Annotated in this window: 18 protein-coding genes and 1 pseudogene; 15 read left to right on the top strand and 4 right to left on the bottom strand. The window is 67.3% G+C overall.

What is annotated here, in order from left to right; all coding sequences use genetic code 11:
- Window positions 1–74 precede the first annotated feature (74 nt).
- A complete protein-coding gene (gene tolB, locus ACFDSW_RS03795) occupies window positions 75–1,466 on the top strand; it encodes a Tol-Pal system beta propeller repeat protein TolB (RefSeq protein ID WP_375248946.1) in 1,392 nt (463 codons plus the stop codon).
- 58 nt (window positions 1,467–1,524) lie between these two features.
- Window positions 1,525–2,046: a peptidoglycan-associated lipoprotein Pal gene (gene pal, locus ACFDSW_RS03790; RefSeq protein WP_375248945.1), complete on the top strand. Its 522-nt coding sequence runs from the start codon at window positions 1,525–1,527 to the stop codon at window positions 2,044–2,046.
- A gap of 35 nt (window positions 2,047–2,081) precedes the next feature.
- Here the strand turns inward: pal and ACFDSW_RS03785 are convergent, their stop codons facing one another.
- Window positions 2,082–2,927, bottom strand: a complete 846-nt coding sequence (locus tag ACFDSW_RS03785) for an oxygenase MpaB family protein (protein WP_375248944.1) — start codon at window positions 2,925–2,927, stop codon at window positions 2,082–2,084.
- 37 nt (window positions 2,928–2,964) lie between these two features.
- Window positions 2,965–3,474, bottom strand: coding sequence for a MucR family transcriptional regulator (locus ACFDSW_RS03780; RefSeq protein WP_375248943.1), 510 nt, complete (start codon window positions 3,472–3,474; stop codon window positions 2,965–2,967).
- 403 nt (window positions 3,475–3,877) lie between these two features.
- Here ACFDSW_RS03780 and ACFDSW_RS03775 point away from each other — a divergent pair, with 403 nt between their 5' ends.
- The 4 genes from ACFDSW_RS03775 to ACFDSW_RS03760 all read left to right on the top strand — a co-directional run bounded on the left by ACFDSW_RS03775 (window position 3,878) and on the right by ACFDSW_RS03760 (window position 8,700).
- Window positions 3,878–5,296: an amidohydrolase gene (locus ACFDSW_RS03775; protein ID WP_375248942.1), complete on the top strand. Its 1,419-nt coding sequence runs from the start codon at window positions 3,878–3,880 to the stop codon at window positions 5,294–5,296.
- Window positions 5,293–6,600 carry an amidohydrolase family protein gene (locus tag ACFDSW_RS03770; RefSeq protein WP_375248941.1) on the top strand — a complete coding sequence of 436 codons (1,308 nt, stop codon included), beginning with the start codon at window positions 5,293–5,295 and terminating at the stop codon, window positions 6,598–6,600. The genes ACFDSW_RS03775 and ACFDSW_RS03770 overlap by 4 nt, the downstream gene beginning before the upstream one ends.
- 73 nt (window positions 6,601–6,673) lie before the next feature.
- Complete coding sequence (locus ACFDSW_RS03765; protein WP_375248940.1) at window positions 6,674–7,348, top strand: response regulator transcription factor; 675 nt, start codon at window positions 6,674–6,676, stop codon at window positions 7,346–7,348.
- 2 nt (window positions 7,349–7,350) lie between these two features.
- A complete protein-coding gene (locus ACFDSW_RS03760; protein WP_375248939.1) occupies window positions 7,351–8,700 on the top strand; it encodes an ATP-binding protein in 1,350 nt (449 codons plus the stop codon).
- Window positions 8,701–8,858: 158 nt separating this feature from the next.
- Here the strand turns inward: ACFDSW_RS03760 and ACFDSW_RS03755 are convergent, their stop codons facing one another.
- Window positions 8,859–11,342, bottom strand: coding sequence for a TonB-dependent receptor (locus ACFDSW_RS03755; protein ID WP_375248938.1), 2,484 nt, complete (start codon window positions 11,340–11,342; stop codon window positions 8,859–8,861).
- A gap of 453 nt (window positions 11,343–11,795) precedes the next feature.
- On the opposite strand from ACFDSW_RS03755, the gene ACFDSW_RS03750 reads away from it, so the two are divergent.
- The 7 genes from ACFDSW_RS03750 to cysN all read left to right on the top strand — a co-directional run bounded on the left by ACFDSW_RS03750 (window position 11,796) and on the right by cysN (window position 19,929).
- Window positions 11,796–13,724, top strand: a complete 1,929-nt coding sequence (locus ACFDSW_RS03750; protein ID WP_375248937.1) for a heme lyase CcmF/NrfE family subunit — start codon at window positions 11,796–11,798, stop codon at window positions 13,722–13,724.
- Window positions 13,721–14,248, top strand: coding sequence for a DsbE family thiol:disulfide interchange protein (locus ACFDSW_RS03745; RefSeq protein WP_375248936.1), 528 nt, complete (start codon window positions 13,721–13,723; stop codon window positions 14,246–14,248). The genes ACFDSW_RS03750 and ACFDSW_RS03745 overlap by 4 nt, the downstream gene beginning before the upstream one ends.
- Complete coding sequence (locus ACFDSW_RS03740; protein WP_375248935.1) at window positions 14,245–14,652, top strand: cytochrome c-type biogenesis protein; 408 nt, start codon at window positions 14,245–14,247, stop codon at window positions 14,650–14,652. Before ACFDSW_RS03745 ends, ACFDSW_RS03740 begins: the two co-directional genes overlap by 4 nt.
- Window positions 14,653–14,842: 190 nt before the next feature.
- Entirely contained in the window at window positions 14,843–16,195 is a 1,353-nt protein-coding gene (locus ACFDSW_RS03735; RefSeq protein WP_375248934.1) for a cytochrome P450, read from the top strand.
- Window positions 16,196–16,292: 97 nt separating this feature from the next.
- Window positions 16,293–17,123: a 3'(2'),5'-bisphosphate nucleotidase CysQ gene (cysQ, locus tag ACFDSW_RS03730; RefSeq protein ID WP_375248933.1), complete on the top strand. Its 831-nt coding sequence runs from the start codon at window positions 16,293–16,295 to the stop codon at window positions 17,121–17,123.
- Window positions 17,120–18,016: a sulfate adenylyltransferase subunit CysD gene (gene cysD / locus ACFDSW_RS03725; RefSeq protein WP_375248932.1), complete on the top strand. Its 897-nt coding sequence runs from the start codon at window positions 17,120–17,122 to the stop codon at window positions 18,014–18,016. The genes cysQ and cysD overlap by 4 nt, the downstream gene beginning before the upstream one ends.
- Window positions 18,016–19,929 (top strand): sulfate adenylyltransferase subunit CysN, encoded by a 1,914-nt coding sequence (cysN, locus tag ACFDSW_RS03720; RefSeq protein WP_375248931.1) that lies wholly within the window; start codon window positions 18,016–18,018, stop codon window positions 19,927–19,929. Before cysD ends, cysN begins: the two co-directional genes overlap by 1 nt.
- Before the next feature lie 70 nt (window positions 19,930–19,999).
- Here cysN and ACFDSW_RS03715 read toward each other — a convergent pair whose 3' ends face one another.
- Window positions 20,000–20,863: a BadF/BadG/BcrA/BcrD ATPase family protein gene (locus tag ACFDSW_RS03715; protein ID WP_375248930.1), complete on the bottom strand. Its 864-nt coding sequence runs from the start codon at window positions 20,861–20,863 to the stop codon at window positions 20,000–20,002.
- Between the two features lie 225 nt (window positions 20,864–21,088).
- Here ACFDSW_RS03715 and ACFDSW_RS03710 point away from each other — a divergent pair, with 225 nt between their 5' ends.
- Window positions 21,089–22,567, top strand: a complete 1,479-nt coding sequence (locus tag ACFDSW_RS03710; protein ID WP_375248929.1) for a permease — start codon at window positions 21,089–21,091, stop codon at window positions 22,565–22,567.
- Window positions 22,564–22,742, top strand: a pseudogene (locus ACFDSW_RS03705) (esterase); the annotation flags it as partial. The gene ACFDSW_RS03710 and the pseudogene ACFDSW_RS03705, both read left to right, overlap by 4 nt.

The following is a 22,742-nucleotide window of genomic DNA, read 5'->3' as shown; positions in this document are numbered from 1 at the left end:
AAGCTGCCCGCCGAACATTATGCCACCGCCAACGGGGGGTGGAGCAACATCACCTCCAATGCGAAGCTGCGCTGATGCGATCCCGGTTCCTGCTTTCCGTCGCCCTGCTGGGGGCATCGCCAGCGCTGGCGCAGGAGGCGCCGCCCGCCGCGCCGGCTCCCGCCGCGCCGGCCGCCGCGGTCGCGCCCGCCGGGCAGACGCCCCCGCCGCTGGAAGTGGACGTCACCGGCGGGATCAGCGCGCCGATGCCGATCGCGATCCCGTCCATGCCGACGACCCAGGTGGTGCAGACTCCCGCCGGCTCGACCGACGCGCTGGGCCGGCAATTGTCGGAGATCGTCGCCAACGACCTGCGCAATTCCGGGCTGTTCACGCCGCTGCCGCCAGCGCAGCTGCGCATGGTCATGTTCCCTGAGGTGACCGCGCCGGCGTTCGACTATTGGGGCGGCACCGGCGCGCAGGCGCTGGTGCAGGGCTATATCCGCGCCAATGGCGATGGCACGCTGACGGTGGGCTGTTACCTGTATGACGTGTCCGCGCGCACCGAGTTGACGCGGCAGGGGTTCGTCGTGCCGCCGTCGGACTGGCGCCGCGCCGCGCACAAATGCGCCGACATGGTCTATACCCGCCTGACCGGCGAAGGCCCCTATTTCGACAGTCGGGTGGTCTATGTCAGCGAAACGGGGCCGAAGGCGAACCGCATCAAGCGGCTGGCGATCATGGACCAGGATGGCGCGAACCACCGCTTCCTGACCGCCGGTTCCTCGATCGTGCTGACGCCGCGGTTCGCCCCGAACCAGCAGTCGATCGTCTATATGAGCTATGTCGGCAAGAAGCCGGCGATCTACGTCTATGATATCGGATCGGGGCGGCAGCGGCTGGTGGTGCAGAATGTCGCCACCACCTTCGCGCCGCGCTTCTCGCCCGACGGGCGCTGGATCCTGTTCTCGATGGCGACCGGCGGCAATACCGATATCTATCGCGTCGCGGCGGCGGGGGGCACGCCGCAACGGTTGACGACCGCGCCGGGGATCGACACCGGCGGCAGCTATTCGCCGGATGGGTCGCGGATCGTGTTCGAAAGCGATCGTTCAGGCGGCCAGCAAATCTATGTGATGGACGCGGACGGATCGAACCAGCAACGGATCAGCTTCGGCGGCGGGCGCTATGCCACCCCGGTGTGGAGCCCGCGCGGTGACCTGATCGCCTTCACGAAGATCGCCGGCGCCTTCCGCATCGGCATCATGGCGCCGAACGGATCGGGCGAAAAACTGCTGACCAATGCGTGGCAAGACGAAGGACCAACGTGGAGCCCGAACGGCCGCGTCCTGATGTTCTTCCGGCAGGGGCAGGGCAATGCCGGCAAGGCCGACCTGTGGTCGGTGGATCTGACCGGCGTGAATGAACGTCGCGTGCCGACCCCGCTGGACGGGTCCGACCCGGCCTGGGGGCCGTTGCGCCCCTGAGCGGTTTCAAGATGCGATTTGAAGGCGTAGTTGACGACATGGCTAGGGAGATAGGCCGATGGCACGACTGACCACCACGATCCTGATGGCAACGGCGCTGGTCGCCACCGCCGCCTGTTCGAAAAAGCGGCCCGAAGTGCTGCCGCCCGCGCCGGGTGAGACCCCGGCCCCGGTCACCAGCACCGGCCCGACCGACCCTAATGGCGGCATCACGCCCGGATCGGCGGCCGATTTCAAGCGGACGGCGCAGAGCGATACGGTGCTGTTCGGCACCGACATGTACGACATCGACGCCACCGCGCGCGCGATCCTCGACAGCCAGGCGGTGTGGTTGCAGCGATATCCCAACGTCAACATCACCGTCGAAGGCCATGCCGACGAGCGCGGCACGCGCGAGTATAATCTCGCGCTTGGCGACCGCCGGGCGAATGCCGCCAAGAACTATCTCGCCGCGCGCGGTATCTCTCCGTCGCGGATCACGACGATTAGCTATGGCAAGGAACGCCCGGTCGCGCTGGGATCGGACGAGGAAAGCTGGGCGCAGAATCGCCGCGCGGTGACGGTGGTCGTCAACGGGTAAGGAGGGGGGAGCGGACGCCGCTCCTCTCGCTTTCCTCACCTGAGGCGCAGCGACCAGCGGACCATTCGGCTGAGGCCCCCCGCGCCGGTGCGGATCGCGGGGCGGAGGAGCGGATTTGGCTGGCGGCGGTGCATTGCCGCCGCCCAGTCCGGCAACAAGTCGACAGCGGCGGCGCCCGCGATCGACAGCCCGGCCGCCGTCGCGGCGTCTTCGCCGGGCGCGAGCAGCGCGTCGGCCACCTCGCGCACGCGATGATCGAAGCGCAAATGCGGACGCAGCCGTGCGAAATAGGCGGCCACTTCCGCGCGTGAACGGGGTACGTCGCGCGCGCCAAGCCGTTCGGCGACGATCGCGACATCGGCGAAATAGCGATCCTGCTCCACCGTTGACAGCGATGCGTCGCGATAGCGCAGATAGGCCCGCAGGAAGCTGTCGACCTCCGCCACGTGGATCCACGTCAGCAGTTCGGGATCGTTGGCGTCATACGGCGTGCCATCGGGCAGGGCGCCATGGACGCGATCATGGATCGAGCGCACCTTGGCGATCGCACGATCCGCCGCGTCGGCGCCCCCGAAGGTGGTGACAGCGATGAATTGCGCCGTGCGTTTCAGCCGCCCGAGCCGGTCGCGACGGAAATCGCTGTGATCCCACACCCCGGCGAGCGCACGGGGGTGCAGCATCTGTAGCAGGAGCGCGGCGATGCCCCCGATCATCATCGCGGCGAAATCGCCATGCACCCGCCAGGCGGGGGAATCCGACGCGATCAGCCCGGGGTCGCCGGGCGACCGCGCCAGATCGACCTCCCCGCTGCCGACCAGTCGGCGCAGCCGATCGGCGATGGCCCGCCGGGGCCGCGTGATCAGGGCATCGGGGATGGCCAAATCGCGCGGCTCACCGGCGGATCAGGTGGTCAAACGATCAGGCGTCGCCGTTCGTGGCCGCCTTGCGACGACCGCGCGGTGCCGCCACCGGAGCGGGCTCGGCCGGGGCTTCGCCACGGCGCTGACCGGGCTTGCGGCCCAGGCCGATCTTCTTCGCCATGTCGCGGCGCGCCTGCGAATAGCTTTCGGCGACCATCGGATAGTCCGCCTTCAGGCCGTAACGCGTGCGATACTCATCGGGGGTAAGGCCATGGCCGGCGAGATGGCGGCGCAGCGTCTTGTACGGCTTGCCGTCGATCAGCGAGATCAGATGGTCTTTCGACGACAGCGACTTCCGCACCGATACCGCCGGCGTATATTCCGCCACGGTTTCTTCGGTCGAAACTTCGCTGGTGCCCGACGACAGGTTCGCCACTGCATCATGCATGGTGCGCAGAAACGCCGGAACGTCTTCACCGGAGGCGCGGGTATTCGGATTGGACAGCCATGCGATCGTCAACTCGGTGGCGAGTTCGACTGCATTGGAACCGGAAAACTCATCGGACATAGGGCGACTCCTGAAAATGGGGCTTGCGTCGTCTACGGATGCCTACCCTGACGGTCAATATTAAGACCGAAATGATTTCAACTTTGTATCATTGTGGTTATCCGTTGTTAAATTCCTCCTGTACCCACTCGAGAATGATGGGTGGACCTGCCGTGGCCAGTGGCGAAGGTGACGCCATAATGTCGGCCCGCCGTTCTTCCTCCCTGGCGAGGCGTTTGTCGTGGCTTCCACTTGCTGCAGCGATCGGGGCGAAGATGATCCCGTGCAATCCGCCGAACCCGGACGGGCATCTGATGTTACCGATTGTGTTGCCGATCACACGAACGCGGCGCTTGACCGTTGCCCGACCCGCCATGCATGATGCCGGTCAACTACCGACATAATAGAAAAAGGGGTATTTAACATGAGGTTGGGTCACGGCGCACGGGCGCTGGCGACGCTGGCTGCCGTGGCCTTGCCGCTGGGCGCCTGCGCGACGAAGCAGGAGCGGCCGAAAAGCGCCGCGGCCAAGGCTCCGCCCGAGCCCTATGCCCGCGATCCCTATCCGTCGACCTATCGGCCCTATCCCGGCGTGCCGACGCTGGTACGCAACGTCGTGATCTTCGACGGGGAGGGCAACCGGATCGACAATGGGTCGGTGCTGTTCGCGGATGGCAAGATCGTCGCGGTCGGCGCGGCGGTCGAGGCGCCGGCGGGCGCGACCGTGATCGACGGACAAGGCAAGTATCTGACCCCCGGTGTCGTCGACATTCACAGCCATCTGGGCGACTATCCGTCACCGCAGGTGCAGGCGCTGTCCGACGGCAACGAAGCGACCGCGCCGGTGACCGCCGACGTCTGGGCGGAACATAGCGTGTGGCCGCAGGATCCCGGCTTCGGCCGCGCGCTGGCCAATGGCGGGGTCACCACGCTGCAGATCCTGCCCGGCTCGGCCAATCTGATGGGCGGGCGCAGCGTCGTGCTGAAGAACGTCTATGCCCGCACGATGCAGGCGATGAAGTTTCCCGGCGCGCCTTATGGCCTGAAAATGGCGTGCGGCGAAAATCCCAAGCGGGTCTATGGCAGCAAGAATCAAAAGCCGTCGACGCGGATGGGCAATGTCGCGGTCGATCGCCAGACCTGGGCCAAGGCGGTGGCGTACAAGCGCAAGTGGGACAAGTATGAGCGCGATGGCGGCGACATGCCCGATCGTGATATTGCGATGGATACGCTGCGCGGCGTGTTGTCGGGCGAGATCCTGGTGCAGAACCATTGCTATCGCGCCGATGAGATGGCGATCGTCCTCGATATGGCGAAGGAGTTCGGCTATCATGTCACCGCGTTCCACCACGCGGTCGAGGCCTATAAGATCGCCGATCTGTTGAAGGCGAATGGCACCTGTGCCGCGGTCTGGGCGGACTGGTACGGCTTCAAGATGGAAAGCTACGACGGCATCGGCGAGAACCTTGCCATCCTCGAAAAGTCCGGTGCGTGCGCGATGATCCACTCGGATGACGAAAACGGGATCCAGCGGCTGAACCAGGAGGTCGCGAAGGTACTGTCGTCCGCGCGCCACGCGGGGATCGCGATCGCGCCGGAGGTGGCGTGGAAGTGGCTGTCGCTGGGGCCGGCCAAGGCATTGGGGATAGATCGTCAGACCGGCAGCCTGCGTCCCGGCAAGATGGCCGATGTGGTGCTGTGGAACGGCGATCCGTTCAGCGTCTATACCCGGCCGGACCGCGTCTGGATCGACGGTGCGCTGCTATATGACGCCCATGATCCGAAACGACGCCCCGTCAGCGATTTCGAACTCGGCCAGCCCGGCGCGGGAGATGTGAAGTGAAGCGCGCGATCCTTCTGCTGGCCACGATGCTGGCACCCCTGACGATCGCATCGGCCGGGGCGCAGACGGTGGCGATCACCGGCGGCACGCTCGCCATCGGTGACGGCTCGGCACCGATCGAGGGCGGCACCGTCGTCATCGCCGATGGCCGGATCCTGGCCGCCGGACGCGGCGTGGCCGTACCGGCGGGCGCGCAGGTGATCGATGCGACCGGCAAATGGGTGGCGGCGGGGCTCGTGTCGGCGGTGACCGACCTGTCGCTCGTCGATGCCGATGGCGTGTCCGAAAGCAACGATGCGGGAGCGCGCAGCGCACCGTTCAAGGCCGCGATCGACGTGTCCGTGGCGATCAATCCCGCCGGCGTGAAACTGGGCAACGAGCGGCTGGGCGGGGTGACCCGCGCGCTCGTCACGCCCAATGCCGGCGGCTCGATCTTCGCCGGGCAGGGCGCGGTGATCGACCTGGGCGCCGACCCCGATGCGGTGATGCGGGCGCGCGCGTTCCAGTTCGTCGAGCTGGGCGAAGACGGTGGGCGATTGGCGGGCGGCAGCCGCCCGGCGGCCTATGCCTCGTTGCGCGACGCCTTTCAGCAGGCGCAGGACTATCGCCGCAACCCGGCCGCGTTCGACGGTCGCTCACGCGATGCGCTGGTGACGCGCGGCGATGCGGAGGCGCTGTTGCGCGTTCTTGACGGGCAGGTGCCGTTGATGGTGCATGTCGAGCGGGCGAGCGATATCCGCACCGTGCTGGGCCTGACGCGCGACTATCCCCGGTTGAAGCTGGTGCTGGTCGGGGTGACCGAGGGCTGGCTGGTCGCGCGGGAGATCGCGGCGGCGCGGGTGCCCGTGATCGCGGCGGCGCTGGCGGATCTTCCCGCCAGTTTCGAAAGCCTGGCCGCGACCGAGTCGAACGTCGGGCGGATGCGCGCGGCGGGCGTCAAGGTCGCACTGATGGGCGGGGGCGGCCAGCAGGGCGATCACGTCATCCGTCAATATGCCGGCAATCTGGTGGCGATCACCCGCGTGCCGGGCGCCACCGGACTCGATTGGGGCCAGGCGTTCGCCGCGATCACCAGCGGCCCGGCGGAGGCGCTGGGCATGGGGGCGGATATCGGCTCGCTGCGCCCCGGGCGCCGCGCCGACGTCGTGCTGTGGGATGGCGATCCCCTGGAGCTGTCATCCGCCCCGGTGGCGATCTGGATCGATGGCCGCCCGCAGCCGATGACGTCGCGCCAGACCGAGCTGCGCGATCGCTACCTGACGCCGACCGAGGGCGCCTTGCCGAAGGCGTATGAGCGGCGTTGAGATTGCCGCTTCGTAACGTGACAGCTGTCGGCCCGCTGCCATAACGTCGGCGGGTCGACAGAATGGTGCCGAGATGAAGCTGCTGATCGTAGAGGATGACACGCAATATGCCGACGCCCTGTCGGCGGAACTGGAGGCGCTGGACCATCGCGTCACCGTCGCCGGCGACGGGCAGGCGGGGTTGATCGCGATCGAGCGCGATCAGTTCGACGCCGTCATCCTGGATTGCATGCTGCCGCAGGTGAACGGGGCGACGATGGTGCGCCACCTGCGCGAGAACGGGCAGACGCTGCCGGTGCTGATGCTGTCGGCGCTGGGCCGCTCGGCCGAAAAGATCGACGGGCTGGAGGCGGGGGCCGACGATTATGTCGTCAAGCCGACCCCCGCGTCGGAGATCGATGCGCGGATCAAGGCGTTGCTGCGCGCGCGTGGCTGGACGACGGGCGAGGCGGACACATTGCGCGCTGGCGATATCCTGGTCAGCCCCGGCCAGCATCGCGCCTGGCGTGGCGAGCGCTCGCTGGATCTTGCCAAGCTGGAATTCAAACTGTTGTGCGAGATGGTCCGCCACGCCGGCAGTTACCTGACACGGGCGATGTTGCTGGAGCGTGTGTGGGGATATGATTTCGAGCCGGCGACCAATATCGTCGACGTTCAGGTGCGCTCGCTGCGACGCAAGCTGACCGCGGACGGCAGCGAGGATCCGATCATCACCAAGCGCGGCATCGGCTATATGCTGCGCGTCTGAGCGTGACGTCGCTTCGATCGCTGACGATCCTGTTCCTGCTGGCGTTCGGCAGCGCGACCGCGCTGACGGGCTATCTCGTCTACACCACGTCGCGCACCGCGAGCGAGGTGCTGGTCGATCAGCGGGTGCGGACCGTCGCCGATGCGCTGCTGAGCGAGGTTGATCCCGGCGATGCGGCGTCGATCCTGAAGCGGATCGACGATCTGTCACGGCAGCGCGATACCGGCGATATCGGGTTCGAGCTTGCGGCGGCGGATGGACGGCGGCTTGGCGGCAATGTGCGGCTGCTGCGCGCGCTGCCGCTGGGGCTTTCGTCGCTGCACGTGAAGGACTCGATCGCCGGGCTGACTGCGGGCCGCGCCGAGGTGCGCGATGTCGGCGGCGGGCTGAGACTGACGACGATCGCGGAAACCGAACCGATCGACGGCTATGCCGCCGTGCGGCAGTGGACCTATCTGCTGGGCTTCGGCGCGATCGTGGTGATCGTGGTGGGCGGGCTGGCGCTGTTCATCCTGATCGTCCGGCGGCGGATCGGCGAAGTGCGTGGCACGGCCGAGGCGATCATCGACGGTGATCTGGCGCGGCGGGTGCCCGTCGACGGCAGTGGGCTGTTCGCGGAACAGGCGCGCGCGTTCAATCGCATGCTCGACCGGATCGGCATGCTGATGGAGGATATCCGTAACGTCAGCGGCGATGTCGCGCATGACCTGCGCACCCCGCTCGCCCGATTGCGCAGCCGGCTGGCGGTGATGGAGCCGCATGCCACCACCCCGCAGCAGCGCGAGGAACTCGATGCCGCGATCCAGCAATGCGACGAGATGATGATGATCTTCGCCGCGATCCTGCGCATTGCCGAGATCGACGGCGGCGACCGGCGTGGCGACTTTCGCCGGATCGAGCTGGACGAGCTTGTCCAGGAACTGGCGGACACGATGTGTGACGCGGCGGAGGAATCGGGACATCGCTTGCTGGTGCGGCCCATGCCCGCGAGCCCGATCGAGGGCGACCGTCAGTTGTTGAGCCAGGCAATCCTGAACCTGATCGAGAATGCGCTCCATCATACCCCTGCGGGCTCGACCGTCACAATCGCGCTGACGCTGCATGGGCGGGCGCGGGGAAGCGAGGCGTGCCTGTCGATCGCGGACGATGGGCCCGGCATTCCAGCGGCCGACCGCGCCACCGCGCTGCGCCGCTTCGGGCGGCTCGACGCCAGCCGCCACCGCCCCGGCCATGGGCTGGGCCTGCCGCTCGTCGCCGCGGTGGCGCGACTGCACGGCGGGGACTTGCTGCTGCGCGATCATGCCCCCGGGCTGGACGCGGCCCTGATGCTGCCGCTTCGAGCGTCGGTGTAGCCTCGCGGTCACGCGGGCGGCGGCGCGGTCGTTTCCGTCCGATGCTCAACGCGGGCTGGCCCGGCGTCGCCGCTGCCACCGCATCTATCGTCCGCCACGAAAAAAAGGGGGCCCGATCCGTATGGATCGAGCCCCCTTTCCGTCACCGTGAAGGACGATCAGAAGTTCAACGTCCCCTCGACACCGAAGGTGCGCGGCGGGTTGAAATTAGCGTAGTCGCCGAGGACGCCGCCATAGTTGAGCGAGCCGTCGTTGTTGACCGTCGGCGACGAATTGGCCGCCGACCGGCGATAGATGTAGCTTTCGTCGAACAGGTTGCGGCTCCACACCGACACCGTCAGACGCTGACCGTTGTTGTTGAGCGCGATATCCGCCAGCGCGATCCGCGCGTTGACGATGAAGCTCTTGTCGGTCCGCGTCGTTTCGTTCTGGAAGCTGTACACCGGGTCGGCGAAATTGCCGTCGATGTGGAAACGCACCCGCGTATCGCCGGCGCCGACCGGCAGTTCGTAATCGGCGAAGGCCGACCCCGCATTGCGCGGCGTATAGACGACGAACACCTGCGTCAGCGGATTGCCCGGCAGCAGCGGGTTCGGCGTCGCCGGGACATTGGTGTAGGTATAGGCATAGGACGCGCCAAGCGTCACGCCTTCGACCGGCTTGACCGTCAGGTCCGCCTCGATGCCGCGGATCTTGGAGGTGCCGGGCGCATTGCCGGTGTTCTCGGTGTGCTTGGTGTAGTTCGGGTTGGCGGTGCGTCCGTCGGCGAGGAACGGATTGGTATCGACGAAGTCGAAGTCGATCTGCGTTCCCTTGCGGTCCATGATGTACCCCGCAAGGTTCAGGCGCGCGTGATGGTCGAACAGATCCATCTTCGCGCCCACTTCATACGATCGCACCGATTCGGGGCCGAACGCGCCGAAGTTGCTCGACCGGTCATTGGCACCGCCGGCGCGGTAGCCGGTGGCATATTTGGCGTACAGGTTGACGTTCTGGGTGGCATCGAACGCCAGCGTCACCATCGGGTCGAAGCGGCTATTGTCATAGAGGAAGGTGTAAGGCGTCGCGACGCCCGAGATCACCGTCAGCGCGCCGCGACGCTTGTCCTTGGTGTAACGCCCGCCCACCGTCAGGTGGATCGGATCGACCGGGGTCCAGGTGGCCTGGCCGAACGCGGCGTAGCTGTGCGCGGTCGCGTTGCTGTCACGCTGGCGCAGCCAGTTGGCGGGCTGCCAGGTCTGCGCATCGTTGATCGTATAGCCCGTGCCGGTCGCGTTCCACTTGTTGGTGACCGGCGTCGCCGCATATTCGCGCGCGCCCTCGGTGAAATAATACAGGCCGAGTGCATAATCGAGCTGCGGCAGGCTGCCGACCGCCTGGAATTCCTGGCTGAACTGCGTCTGGCGCAGATAGGACAGGCTGTAGCGGCTGAAGCTGGTGTTGGGCGCGTAGATCGAGCGGTGTGCGCCGCCGGAATTGTCCCACTGGTCGGTGGTGACGCCACGCCATGCCGTGATCGAGCGCAGCTGCAGATGCGGGGCGACATCGTATTTCAGCGTCGAGGAGAAGCCGTGCGTCTTGTCCACGCTCACCTGCTGCGGCACGCCGATGTCCGCATCCGACACGCGCTCGCCGGCGACCCGCACCAGCGGGCTGAGCGGCGCGATACACGGATTGGTGGTGACGCCATTGGCCGCCACGTTGCAGCGATTGCCGCCGAACGTCAGGACGTTAGAGGCGTTATAGGTGCCGACATTGTAGCCGTTCGGATTGTAGCTGACCAACTGGCTGTAGAACGGCGTGTTTTCGTCACGCGCCTGATCGTAGGAGAACAGCGCCGAGAAGCCGTCGAACGGCTTCCACAGCGCCGAGACGCGTCCGCCGGCGCGCTGATACTGGTTCCAGCCCGCCTGTCCGCTCAGCGGGTTGCGGGTGGTCGGATCCTGATGTTGGACGACGCCGTCGACCTTGACCGCGACGTTCGCCACTGCCGGCAGGTCGAGGTGGATTTCGCTGTTGTAGCTGCCGTAATTGCCGACGCCGCCGGTCACGCGGCCGCCGAACTCCCCGCTCGGCCCCTTGGTGACGATGCTCAGCGCGCCGCCCTCGGTGTTGCGGCCGAACAGCGTGCCCTGCGGACCACGCAGCACTTCAAGCCGCTCGACGTCGAACAGCGCGGCGTTCAGGCCCTGCGAACGGCCGAGATAGACGCCGTCGATATAGACGCCGACGCCGCTGTCGCGCGCGGTCTGGTTCTGGTCGAACGGAACGATGCCGCGGATGCCGATCGTCAGCGCGGACTGGCGCGCTTCGAAGGTGGCGACCCGCAGCGACGGTACGGAGCCATCCGCCAGGTCGATCAGCGACTGGATATGACGGTCCTTGATGACCGTCGGATCGATGACCGAGATCGCGATCGGCGTCTTCTGCAGATTGGTTTCGCGGCGCGTCGCGGTGACGACGATATCGCCCAGCTGGGCGTTCTCGGCCGGCTCGGCTGGTGCCGCTTCGGGGGCGGCGGGATCGGCGGCAGCAGCGGGACTGGCCGCAGCGGCCGCAGAAGCGGACGGCGCGAACGGAAGCGTCGCCAGCAGGGCGATACCCGACAGAAGGCGCAGCCGATGGCGCGAACAATAAGTCATATTATGTGATTCCCCTTGGGCTCGATGGCCTGCGAGGGGGCGATAAAAGGATTCGAGGGCATCCCGGTGACAATTTCATGAAAGACGAAGACGAGGAAATTTCATCCTCATTTCATCTTTGATGATTTAGGATATTTCGCCAGTAAGCCCCTATATCTTGATGATGTTGGTATCATGACATTTGCTTGATAAAGGTCCGTTTCCTCACAAAAGAACAACGGTGGTCCGCTCTCTCCATTTGAAAAGGGCGGGTGGATGGCGAGGGTTGCTGTCTGCCAGGCGCCAAGTGCTTGCCCATAATGGGTGTCGCGGTGCGACTGACGCCGGCGCGATCGCGGTGCCGCTCGTCCCGGTGCCGGGTGCCTTCGCATCTGCCGGGCGCATAAGTCATCTTTCGGCGGCGCGCTCGCGTCGCTACAGGCAGGCGGTGGCGCCGTTCCGGGACATATTCGCATGATGGCCGAGGGCGGGCTGGCGGCCTTGTGGTTCGCCGCAGCGCTGGCGGCGTTGCAGTTGCTGCTGGGGGTGCTGGCGCTGCGGCGTGGACATGCCGACGCCGCCGTGGCGATCCGGGCGGTGGCGATCGTGCAGGGCGGGCTCGCCGCGCTGGCGATGGTCGCGCTGATCGCGACGTTCATGGCATCGGACATGTCGGTCGCGCTGGTCGCGGCGAACAGCCATTCGATGAAGCCGTGGCTGTACAAATTTGCCGGCGCCTGGGGCAATCACGAAGGCTCGATGCTGCTGTGGGTGACGATCCTCGGCCTCGCGGGGGCGGCGGTGGCCCGGTTCGAGCATCGTCTGCCGCGATCCACGCTGGTCGCCACGCTCGCGTCTCAGGCGGCGATCGCGCTGGGATTCTACGCCTTCCTGCTGTTCGCCTCCAATCCCTTCGCGCGGTTGAGCCCGGCGCCGCCGGACGGCGCGGGGCTCAATCCGCTGTTGCAGGATCCCGGTCTCGCCTTCCATCCGCCGACGCTGTACGCGGGTTATGTCGGCCTGTCGGTCGCCTTTTCCTTCGCGGTCGGGGCGCTGGTCACGCGCGATGTCGGCCCGGCGTTCGCGCGCGCGATGCGGCCATGGGTGCTGGGCGCGTGGATCTTCCTGACGCTGGGGATCACCGCGGGCAGCTATTGGGCCTATTACGAGCTTGGCTGGGGCGGGTGGTGGTTCTGGGATCCGGTCGAGAATGCCAGCCTGATGCCGTGGCTGGCGGCGACCGCGCTGCTGCATTCGGTGACGGTGCTGGCGACCCGTGACGGGCTGCGCGCCTGGACGGTGATGCTGGCGGTGGTCGCCTTTTCGATGAGCATGATCGGCACCTTCCTGGTGCGCTCGGGGATCCTGACCAGCGTGCACGCCTTCGCGGTCGATCCCACGCGCGGCACGTTCATCCTGGCGCTGCTGGTGCTGTACATCGGGGGCGCGCTGGCGCTGTTCGGCGCGCGGATCGGCACCGTGCGGCAGGGGCGGCTGTTCGAGCCGTTCAGTCGTGAAGGCTCGTTGGTCGCGAACAACCTGTTGCTGACCGTGATCCTCGGCATCGTCCTGATCGGCACCTTCTATCCGATCGTCGCGGCGGCGTTCGGCACGCAATTGTCGGTCGGGCCGCCGTTCTTCAACTCGACCACGGGGCCGATCGCGCTGATCCTCGTCGCCGTGATGGCGGCGGGGCCGCTGCTGCGCTGGCGGCGCGATGACCCGAACGAGGTCGCCGGGCGGCTGTTCGCTCCGCTGGCCGCCGCCTTGTTCGCGGGCGCGGGCGCGTTCGTGCTGGGTGGTCCCGTCGGCGTGCTGCCGTTGCTGGGAATCGCGCTGGCGGCGGGCCTGGCGGTGGCGAGCGTTGCCCCGCTGGCGCGGCGCAACCTGCGCCGCGCGCCGCTGCATCTGTATGGCATGGTGATCGCGCATCTCGGCATCGCGGTGGTGCTGGCGGGCATGGCGATCAGCAGCGCCTGGACGCAGGAAACCCTGATCGCGGTGGGCACCGGCGATCCGGCGCGTGTCTCCGATTTCACCGTCCGGCTGGATGGCGTGCGCCCGGTGGTGGGGCAGAACTGGACCGCGCTCGAGGGGCGCCTGTCGGTGACGCGCGGTGAGGATGCGCCGTTCGTGCTGCGCCCGCAGGTACGCTATTTCACGCAACCCGTGACCAGCACGAACGAAAGCGCGATCGCAACGCGCTGGGACGGGCAGCTTTATACCGTGCTCGGCGCGCTGGGGGACGATGGCCGCTGGCAATTGCGTTTGTGGTGGAAACCGTTCGTGACGCTGATCTGGGCGGGCGGCGCGCTGATCGCGATCGGCGGCGCGCTGTCGCTGGCCGGGCATCAGTGGCGGCAGTTCCGGCAGCGTCGCCGTCGCGAGGAGGAGGCGTGGTGAAACGCTGGTTGCTGTGGCTGCCGCTGTGCGCGTTCGGCGTGGTGATCGCGGTGATCGCCTGGGGGCTGTACCAGCCGGCGGATCGAACGGTGCGCTCGGCGATGGTCGGCAAGCCGCTCCCCGATTTTGCGCTGGCGCCGCTGCTGCCGGGCAAGCCGGGGCTGACCAGCGCCGATTTCCGGCAGGGCAAGCCGCGGCTGCTCAATGTCTTCGCGAGTTGGTGCGTGCCGTGTATCGCGGAGGCACCGCAGCTGATGACATTGAAGGCGGCGGGGGTGCCGATCGACGCGATCGCGATCAAGGACACGGCCCCCGCAGTGACCGGCTTCCTGCGGGCCAATGGCGATCCCTATGCGCGGATCGGCAGCGACGTGCATAGCCGGGTGCAGCTCGCGCTCGGCTCTTCGGGGGTGCCCGAAACATTCGTGATCGACGGGCGCGGCGTGATCGTCGCGCAGCATGTCGGCGATATCCGCGCGGACGATGTCCCGGGGCTGTTGCAGGCGCTGGCGGACGCGCGATGAAGCGCGCGCTGGCGTCCTCGCTGCTGCTGCTGTTGCTGCTTCCCGTTCAGGCGATCGCGCAAACGCCACCCGCCGCGCTGGCCTATACGCCATTGCGCGATCCGGCCGAGGAGCGCGCGGCGCGGCAGTTGATGGAGACGCTGCGTTGCCTGGTTTGCCAGGGCCAGTCGATCGCCGATTCGGATGCGGACATGGCGGGCGAGATGCGCGCGCTGGTACGACAGCGGATCGCGGCGGGGGAGCGCCCGCGTGACGTGCGCGACTGGCTGATCGCGCGCTATGGCGATTATGTCAGCTATGATCCGCCGCTGGGGCGGGCGACAGTGGCGCTGTGGCTGGCGCCGTTGCTGCTGCTGCTGGCGGGCGCGTGGCTGGCGCGGGGGACGTTCCGACGCCGGCGTTGACGTTTTTGCTTTGACTCCGTCGTCGAAGCGCATAGCTTTCGGTTCCAGAACAAAACTTATGGTGAGGAGAGGGCATGGCCGATCGGCTGGAGCTGGGCGCGCGGCACGCTGCCGCCGGCGGGGTGATCGCGCGCGATCTTCTGCCGCGCACCGCCACCCTATGATCCCCGCCCGCCCGTAGGAGGCCGCTATGCATCTCGTCAGCGATCATATCGTCGAGGGTCACGCCGGCCCCAGTCTGGGCCAGCGCTATCCCACGCTGCCCGGTATCGATCTGACCGATATCCGCGCCTTCACCCGTGGCCAGCCATGGGCGGGCTTCGCCGCGATGCGCGAACAGGCGCCGGTGATGTGGCATCCAGAGCCGCGCGGCGGCACCGGCTTCTGGGCGCTGACCCGTTATGAGGACGTCAAGCGCGTCAACGGCGATCCCGAGACGTTTTCGTCCGAAACCGGCGGCATCCTGATGGCGCTCGGGCCCGAGGAGACCCGCCACCCGACGTTATTCTCCGCCTCGACCAATTCGATGATCAACCTCGACGGCCGCCCGCACCGCCAGCTCCGCAAGGAGCATATGCCCTATTTCACCGCCACCTATATGCGGGGGCTGCGCGATCGCGTGTCGGCAGAGGTGACGCGGCTGCTGGAGACGATGGCGCCGACGGGCAAATGCGACTTCGTGGAGAAATTCGCGCAACGGCTGCCGATCTTCACGCTGTGCGAGATGCTGGGCGTGCCACCGTCCGACCGCGAACGCTTCATCAGCTGGATCCACTTTCTGGAGATGGCGCAGCAGATCGCGATGGAGCAGATCGAGCAGCTTGCCGGCCTGTCCGAGCCGAGCCCGCAGATCGCCGCCTTTATCGAACTGTTCAACAAGAACGTCGCCGAGATGTTCGAATATGGCCGCGACATGCTCGCCAAGCGCCGCGCCGACCCGCAGGCGGACCTGATGAGCGCGATCGCCAATGCCGAGGTGGAGGGCGAGAAGCTGCCGGGCGAATATCTCGACGGGGCGTGGCTGCTGATCGTGTTCGCGGGCAACGACACGACGCGCAACTCGCTGTCGGGGGCAATGAAGCTGTTCACCGAAAACCCCGAGCAGAAGGCGCTGCTGCAGGCCGACGGCACGTTGCTGACCAATGCGGTGCATGAGATCACGCGCATGGTGTCGCCGGTGATCTACATGCGCCGTACCGCGACGCGCGATGTGGAGGTCGACGGGCAAATGATCGCCGCGGGGGAAAAGGTGATCATGTATTATGGCGCCGCCAATCGCGATCCGGCGATGTTCGCTGATCCCGATCGCTTCGATATCCGTCGCGCCAATGCCGAGAAGAATATCGCCTTCGGTCACGGTCCGCACATCTGCATCGGCCGGATGACCGCGCAATTGCAACTCGAGGAGGCGTATCGCCAGATCTTCCAGCGGTTCCCCGATATCCGCTGGTCGGGCGAGATCGACATCGCGCCGAACAATTTCGTCCATGCGGTGCGGCGACTGGAGGTGGAGTTCACGCCGGAGCGGAGGGCGGCGGCGTAACGTCGATCCCGGCGCGGCCCGACGGCCAACTCCCTCTTTCGGCCGCACACGCACAACTTGCTGGCGAGACCCGGGCACGCGCGCCACATACGCTGATATGATCGACTTCTCCGACCGCCGCGCATTGATGGCGCTGCTCGTGACGCTCGCCGAATCCGCTGGCGACGTCGTATGGCGGCATTTCGTCGCCGGCTGCACCGTGATGCACAAGGCGGACGAAAGCCCCGTTACCGTCGCCGATCGCGAGGCGGAGGCGGTGATCCTGACCGGGCTCGCCACGATCACCCCGGCGATCCCGGTGGTGGCGGAGGAAGAAGCGGCCGCCGGACGGATGCCCGACGCCATCGGCGATTGCGGAGACGGCGCCTTCTTCCTCGTCGATCCGCTCGATGGGACGAAGGAGTTCATCAAGCGCGGCGACGATTTCACCGTCAATATCGCACTGGTCGAGGGGGGAGTGCCGACGATGGGTGTCGTCTATGCCCCCGCGCGCCACGCGGTATATTGGGGCGATGTCGCGCTTGGCGCATGGCAGGCGGTACGCGAACCCGATGGCGAACGCCACGATACCCGCGATATCCGTGTTCGCTCCTGCGTCGGTGCGCCGTGCGCGGTGGCGTCGAAGAGTCATGCGATGCCCGGCCTCGACGACTGGCTTGATGCGGGCGGGATCGCGGCGCGCGTGTCGGTCGGATCGAGCCTGAAGTTCGTGCTGGTGGCGAGCGGGGAGGCGGACGTCTATCCGCGCACCGGCCCGACGATGGAATGGGATACCGCCGCGGGCGACGCGGTGCTGCGCGCGGCGGGCGGGCGCACGCTCGATGCCGATGGTGCGCCGTTCCGTTACGGCAAGCCCGGGTTTCGCAACGCCGGCTTCGTCGCCACCGGCGGTTACGAACCGGCCCCGCTGCGGCCGTTCCTGCCATGACGCTGACGCATCTCGACCGCCTTGAGGCGGAGAGCATCCACATCATCCGCGAGGTCGCCGCGGTCGCCGAGAAGCCGGTGATGCTCTATTCGATCGGCAAGGATTCGGCGGTGATGCTGCATCTGGCGCGCAAGGCCTTCTATCCCGCGCCGCCGCCGTTCCCTTTGCTACATGTCGATACGACGTGGAAATTCCGCGACATGTACGCGCTGCGCGATCGCGCGGCGCGCGAGGCGGGGATGGCATTGCTGGTCCATCGCAATCCCGACGCGCTGGCGCAGGGGATCAATCCGTTCGATCATGGCGCGTTGCATACCGACATGTGGAAGACCGAGGGGCTGAAGCAGGCGCTCGACCAGCATGGTTTCGATGCCGCGTTCGGCGGGGCGCGCCGCGACGAGGAAAAGAGCCGCGCCAAGGAGCGGATCTTCTCCTTCCGCACCGCGACGCATCGCTGGGATCCGAAGGCGCAGCGCCCGGAGCTCTGGCATCTCTACAATGCGCGCCACGCGAAGGGGGAGAGCATGCGCGTCTTCCCGATCAGCAACTGGACCGAACTGGACGTTTGGCAATATATCGCGCGTGAGGGGATCGAGATCGTCCCGCTCTATTTCGCCGCGCCGCGCCCCACCGTCGAGCGCGACGGACTGCTACTGATGGTCGATGACGATCGCTTCCGGCTGGAACCCGGCGAAGTGCCGGTCGACCGCTCGATCCGCTTCCGCACATTGGGCTGTTACCCGCTGACCGGCGCGGTGGAGAGCGAGGCGGCGACGCTCAACGACGTCATTCGGGAGATGCTGCTGACCACCACCAGCGAACGTCAGGGCCGCGCGATCGACAAGGACGCCGGTGCCAGCATGGAGCAGAAGAAGCAGCAGGGGTATTTCTGATGACCGCCTATGCTCCCGATGCGCTGATCCGAGAGGATATCGCCGCTTATCTCGCGCAGCACGAAGCCAAGTCGCTGCTGCGCTTCATCACCTGCGGCTCGGTCGATGACGGCAAATCGACGCTGATCGGTCGCCTGTTGTACGATTCGAAGCAGATTTTCGAGGATCAGCTGTCCGCGCTGGAGGCGGACAGCAAGCGTGTCGGCACGCAGGGGCAGAATATCGACTTTGCGTTGCTCGTCGACGGCCTCGCCGCCGAGCGCGAACAGGGCATCACGATCGACGTCGCCTATCGCTTCTTCGCGACCGAGAAGCGCAAGTTCATCGTCGCCGATACCCCCGGCCATGAACAATATACGCGCAACATGGTCACCGGCGCGTCGACCGCCGACCTGGCGGTGATCCTGGTCGATGCGCGCAAGGGCGTGCTGACGCAGACGCGGCGGCATTCGTATCTGGCCCAGCTGATCGGCATCCGCAACATCGTGCTGGCGGTCAACAAGATGGACCTGGTCGGCTACGACAAGGCGACGTTCGACCGCATCCGGCTCGCCTATCGCGCCTTCGCCAGCGAGATTGGCATCACCGATTTCACCGCCATCCCGGTGTCCGGGCTGGGCGGCGACAATATCGCCACCGCCAGCGACGCGATGCCATGGTACAAAGGGCCGACGCTGATCGAGCATCTGGAAACGGTGCCGGTCGATGCCGATCGCGATGCGCGCGGATCGTTCCGCCTGCCGGTGCAATGGGTCAATCGACCCGATCTCGACTTTCGCGGCTTCGCCGGGACGATCGCCAGCGGAACGGTCCGGCCGGGGGACGCGGTGCGGATCGTGCCCTCCGGGCGCACCACCAGCGTCGCGCGGATCGTCGCGATGGGAGGTGACCTGGCCGAAGCGCAAGCGGGCCAGTCGGTGACGCTCACGCTGGCGGACGAGGTGGACTGTTCGCGCGGGGACATGATCGCGGCGGCGGACGATCCGCCCGAAGTGTCCGACCAGTTCGAGGCGACCGTGGTGTGGATGGCGGACGAGGCGATGCTGCCGGGGCGGGGCTATACGCTGCAACTCGGCACGCAGACCGCCTCCGCCACGCTGCGCACGCCGAAATATCAGGTGAACGTCAACACGCTGGAACAGACCGCCGCGCGCACGCTGGAGCTGAACGCGATCGGCGTCGTCACGCTCGCGCTCGACCGGCCGCTAGTGTTCGCCCCGTATGAGCGGAACCGCGAGCTGGGCGGATTCATCCTGATCGACAAGGCGACCAATGCCACGGTCGCGGCGGGGATGATCCGCTTTTCGCTACGGCGCGCGCAGAACGTGCATCGCCAGCATCTCGACATCACCCGCGAGAAACGGGCCGACCTGAAGAATCAGCGCCCGGCGGTGGTGTGGTTCACCGGCCTGTCGGGCGCGGGCAAGTCGACGATCGCCAATCTGGTCGAGAAGAAGCTGGTGCGGATGAACCGCCACACCTTCCTGCTCGACGGCGACAATGTCCGCCATGGGCTGAACCGTGACCTGGGCTTTACCGACGCCGATCGCGTCGAGAATATCCGCCGTATCGGCGAGGTCGCGAAGCTGATGACCGATGCGGGGTTGATCGTGCTGACCGCATTCATCTCACCGTTCCGCGCCGAGCGGGAGATGGTGCGGCAGATGCTTAGCCCGGGCGAATTCGTCGAAGTGCATGTCGATACCACCCTGGCGGCGGCGGAGGCGCGCGACGTCAAGGGCCTGTACGCCAAGGCGCGCGCGGGCAAGCTGGCGAACTTCACCGGGATCGACAGCCCCTATGAAGCCCCGGCTGCCCCGGAGGTGCGTGTCGATACCGCGCGGGAGGATGCCGAGGCGGCGGCGGATCGCATCGTCGCGTGGTTGCTGTCGCGCGAGGACGAGCAGATCTAAAAGGGGAGCGCGGCCGGCCGTCATCCGCAGCGGCAGCCCGTGGCTGCGGCTACACCGTTTCCCCGCGCGCTCAGCGCAGCCCGGCGAGCAGCAACGCCCCGTCGAGCGCGTCGCCATCCGGCTCGCTGAGCCGGGCAACGGTGCGCGCGCGCAGCCATGGGCGCAGTCGAGGTGACAGGCCGCCCATCAGCGCACAGCCCGGGGCGCCGCGTTCGAAGATTGTCTCGATGAACCGCTCGACATGCCCCGCCGCATCCTCGACGATCGAGCGCGCGATCGCGTCGCCAGCCTCCGCATGATCCATCACCAGCGGGGCGAGCGCGGCATAATCGCGCGGGGTGGCGCGATCCATCCACGCGATCGCCTGCGGGATGGCATGGCCGAAGCGATCCGCAACCGCGAGCGCCAGCGCGGTCCGCTCGCTGCGACCGTCGAGCGCGCGCAGCGCGTGGCGCACCGCCGACAGCCCCAGCGCGGCGCCGCTGCCCTCGTCCGAGATCGGGAAGCCGTAGCCGCCGATCGAGAAGTCCGCGCCCCCGATACGAAGCTGCGCGATGCTGCCGGTGCCGAGGATCAGGATCGCGCCGTCGCGCCCGCGATGCGCGCCGAGATTGGCGATCACCGCGTCGCTGACGAAGGTGACGTTGGCAAAGGGCCAGGCGGCCTCGCGCAGCGCCTCCATCGCGCCCGGCCTGCTGATCCCCGCGATGCCCATGCCGGCGCTGGTGTCGTCAAGCGCCGCAGGGGGCAACGCCGCCTCCGCCAGCGCCTGAGCGATCGCCACGTCGAGCACCGTGCGAAAGGCGTCGATGCCGATGCGCATGTTCGCCGGCCCGGTTGCGCCGGTGCCGAGTACGCGCCCCGCGCCATCCACCAACCGCGCCCGGCAGTGGCTGCCGCCGGCATCGATACCGAGGAAGAAGCGTGCGGGCATGGGAGCGTCCTGAAATCTGGGCCGGAACATCTCGTGTAGGCGCAAAGCCGGTCGGCGGGTCAAGTCGTTTGCGGGCGGGACCAATACGATCGGCCGGGACCGCAGCCGCCCGCCGCGACCGCGCGTCCCCTGGCCTATCTCCCTATAACCGCAGGCCATCGTTCGGGATTGACGAGGCCGCGCGAAGCGGGGACGGTCATGCGCTCTATGCCCGATGCGCTTGCCATGACGCCCGCCGTCCCCGCACCCGCCGCCGCGCCGGGGCGGCGCGGAATGGCGCTGTACGGCCTGTTCGGCTTCGCCGCCGGACTGCCCTTCTACATGTTCTCGACCGTGCTGGCGCTGCGGTTGCAGGCGCATGGCGTGGCCCTGGCGGTGATCGGCTTCTTCGCCTGGGTGCAATTGCTGCCGACGCTGAAATTTGTCTGGGCGCCCTTGCTCGACCGCTATGACGTGCCGGGGTTCGGGCGCTTCTGGGGGAAGCGGCCGGGCTGGATCATGTTGTCGCAACTGGGCATTTTCAGCGCGATGCTGGCGATGGCGGCGACCGCCGGCGACGGCAGCCTCGCCGTCACCGCGCTGTTTGCGGTGCTGCTCGCCTTCTGGACGACGACGCTGGAGGTGGCGGCCGATGCCTGGCGCATCGAATTGTATCCGACCCAGGACGAGCAGGGGCCGATCGTCGCGGCGAACCTGTGGGGCTATCGCACCGCGATGGTGGCGGCGGGATCGGGGGCCTTGCTGGTCGCGGATACCGCCGGCTGGACCGCGGCCTATCTGCTGATCGCGGTCGCGGCGTTCCTGCCCTTCCCGGTGCTGGCGGGGATGAGGGCGCAGGGCGAGGGCGGCGGTCGTGGGGTCGCGCTTGCCACCGGCGTCGGCGCGAGCACCGTGATCATCGGCATCGGAGCGGCGCTGACCGCGCTGATCGGCTGGATCGTGCTGGGCCTCGCGCAGCGCGCTGGGATCGGCGCGGACAGCAACGTTACCCCTTATGTGCTGGTGCTGTGCATGTTGCCGTTCCTGGCGATGGCGGCGGCGCTGCCGAAGATCCGTCGTGCCGCGCCCGATTCGCCACTGCGCCGCTCGACCGTGCTGGGGCCTTACGTCGATTTCTTCTGGCGCTATGGCTTCGCCGCGCTGATCCTGATGGCGTTCGTGTCGATCTATCGCATGGGCGATGTGCTGGCGCTCAACCTGTCGAAGCCGATGATCAAGGGGCTAGGTTATTCGCTGACGCAGATCGGGCGGGCGGATTCGCTGGTTGCCTTGCTCGCCAGCATGATCGGGGTCGGGCTGGGTGGCTGGCTGGCGACGCGCTGGCGGATGACATGGCTGCTCGCGCTGGGCGCGGTGGTGGCGGCACTGGGCAATTTCGGGTTCGTCTGGCTGGCGCATCAGCGCGTCGACGAGGCGCTGCTGTATGTCGCCACCGCTGGCGACCAGTTCGGCAACGGATTCGCGGGGGCGGTGTTCGTCGTCTATCTCTCGCTGCTCGTGAATCCGCGCTACCCCGGCGCGCAATATGCGTTCCTGACCGGCTTCGCCTTCCTGCTGCCACGGCTGCTGGCGGGGGCGGGGGGCACGATGGTCAATGTGATCGGCTATGACGGCTTTTTCCTGCTGTCGGGGGTGTTGAGCCTCGCCGCGATCCTGTTCCTGCCGGCGCTGGCGCGGATCGTCGCGCGGGAGCCGGACGCATGACCATGATCGAACGGATCGCGGATGCCGCCTTCGGCCCTGCCGCTGCCTATGTCGCCGCCGGGCGCATACCCGGCGCGGTGCTGGGGGTGGTCACCGCCGATGGGCAGCGCGCGGTACGCTGTACCGGGCTGGCGCGGCGCGTGCCGAGCGAGGAGCCGCTGACGCTCGATCACTG

The sequence above is a fragment of the Sphingomonas sp. genome (assembly GCF_042091075.1).
In the GTDB taxonomy this organism is placed as follows: domain Bacteria; phylum Pseudomonadota; class Alphaproteobacteria; order Sphingomonadales; family Sphingomonadaceae; genus Sphingomonas.
Note: the sequence above shows the minus strand (reverse complement) of the source record. Positions and strands in the feature narration are given on the sequence as shown.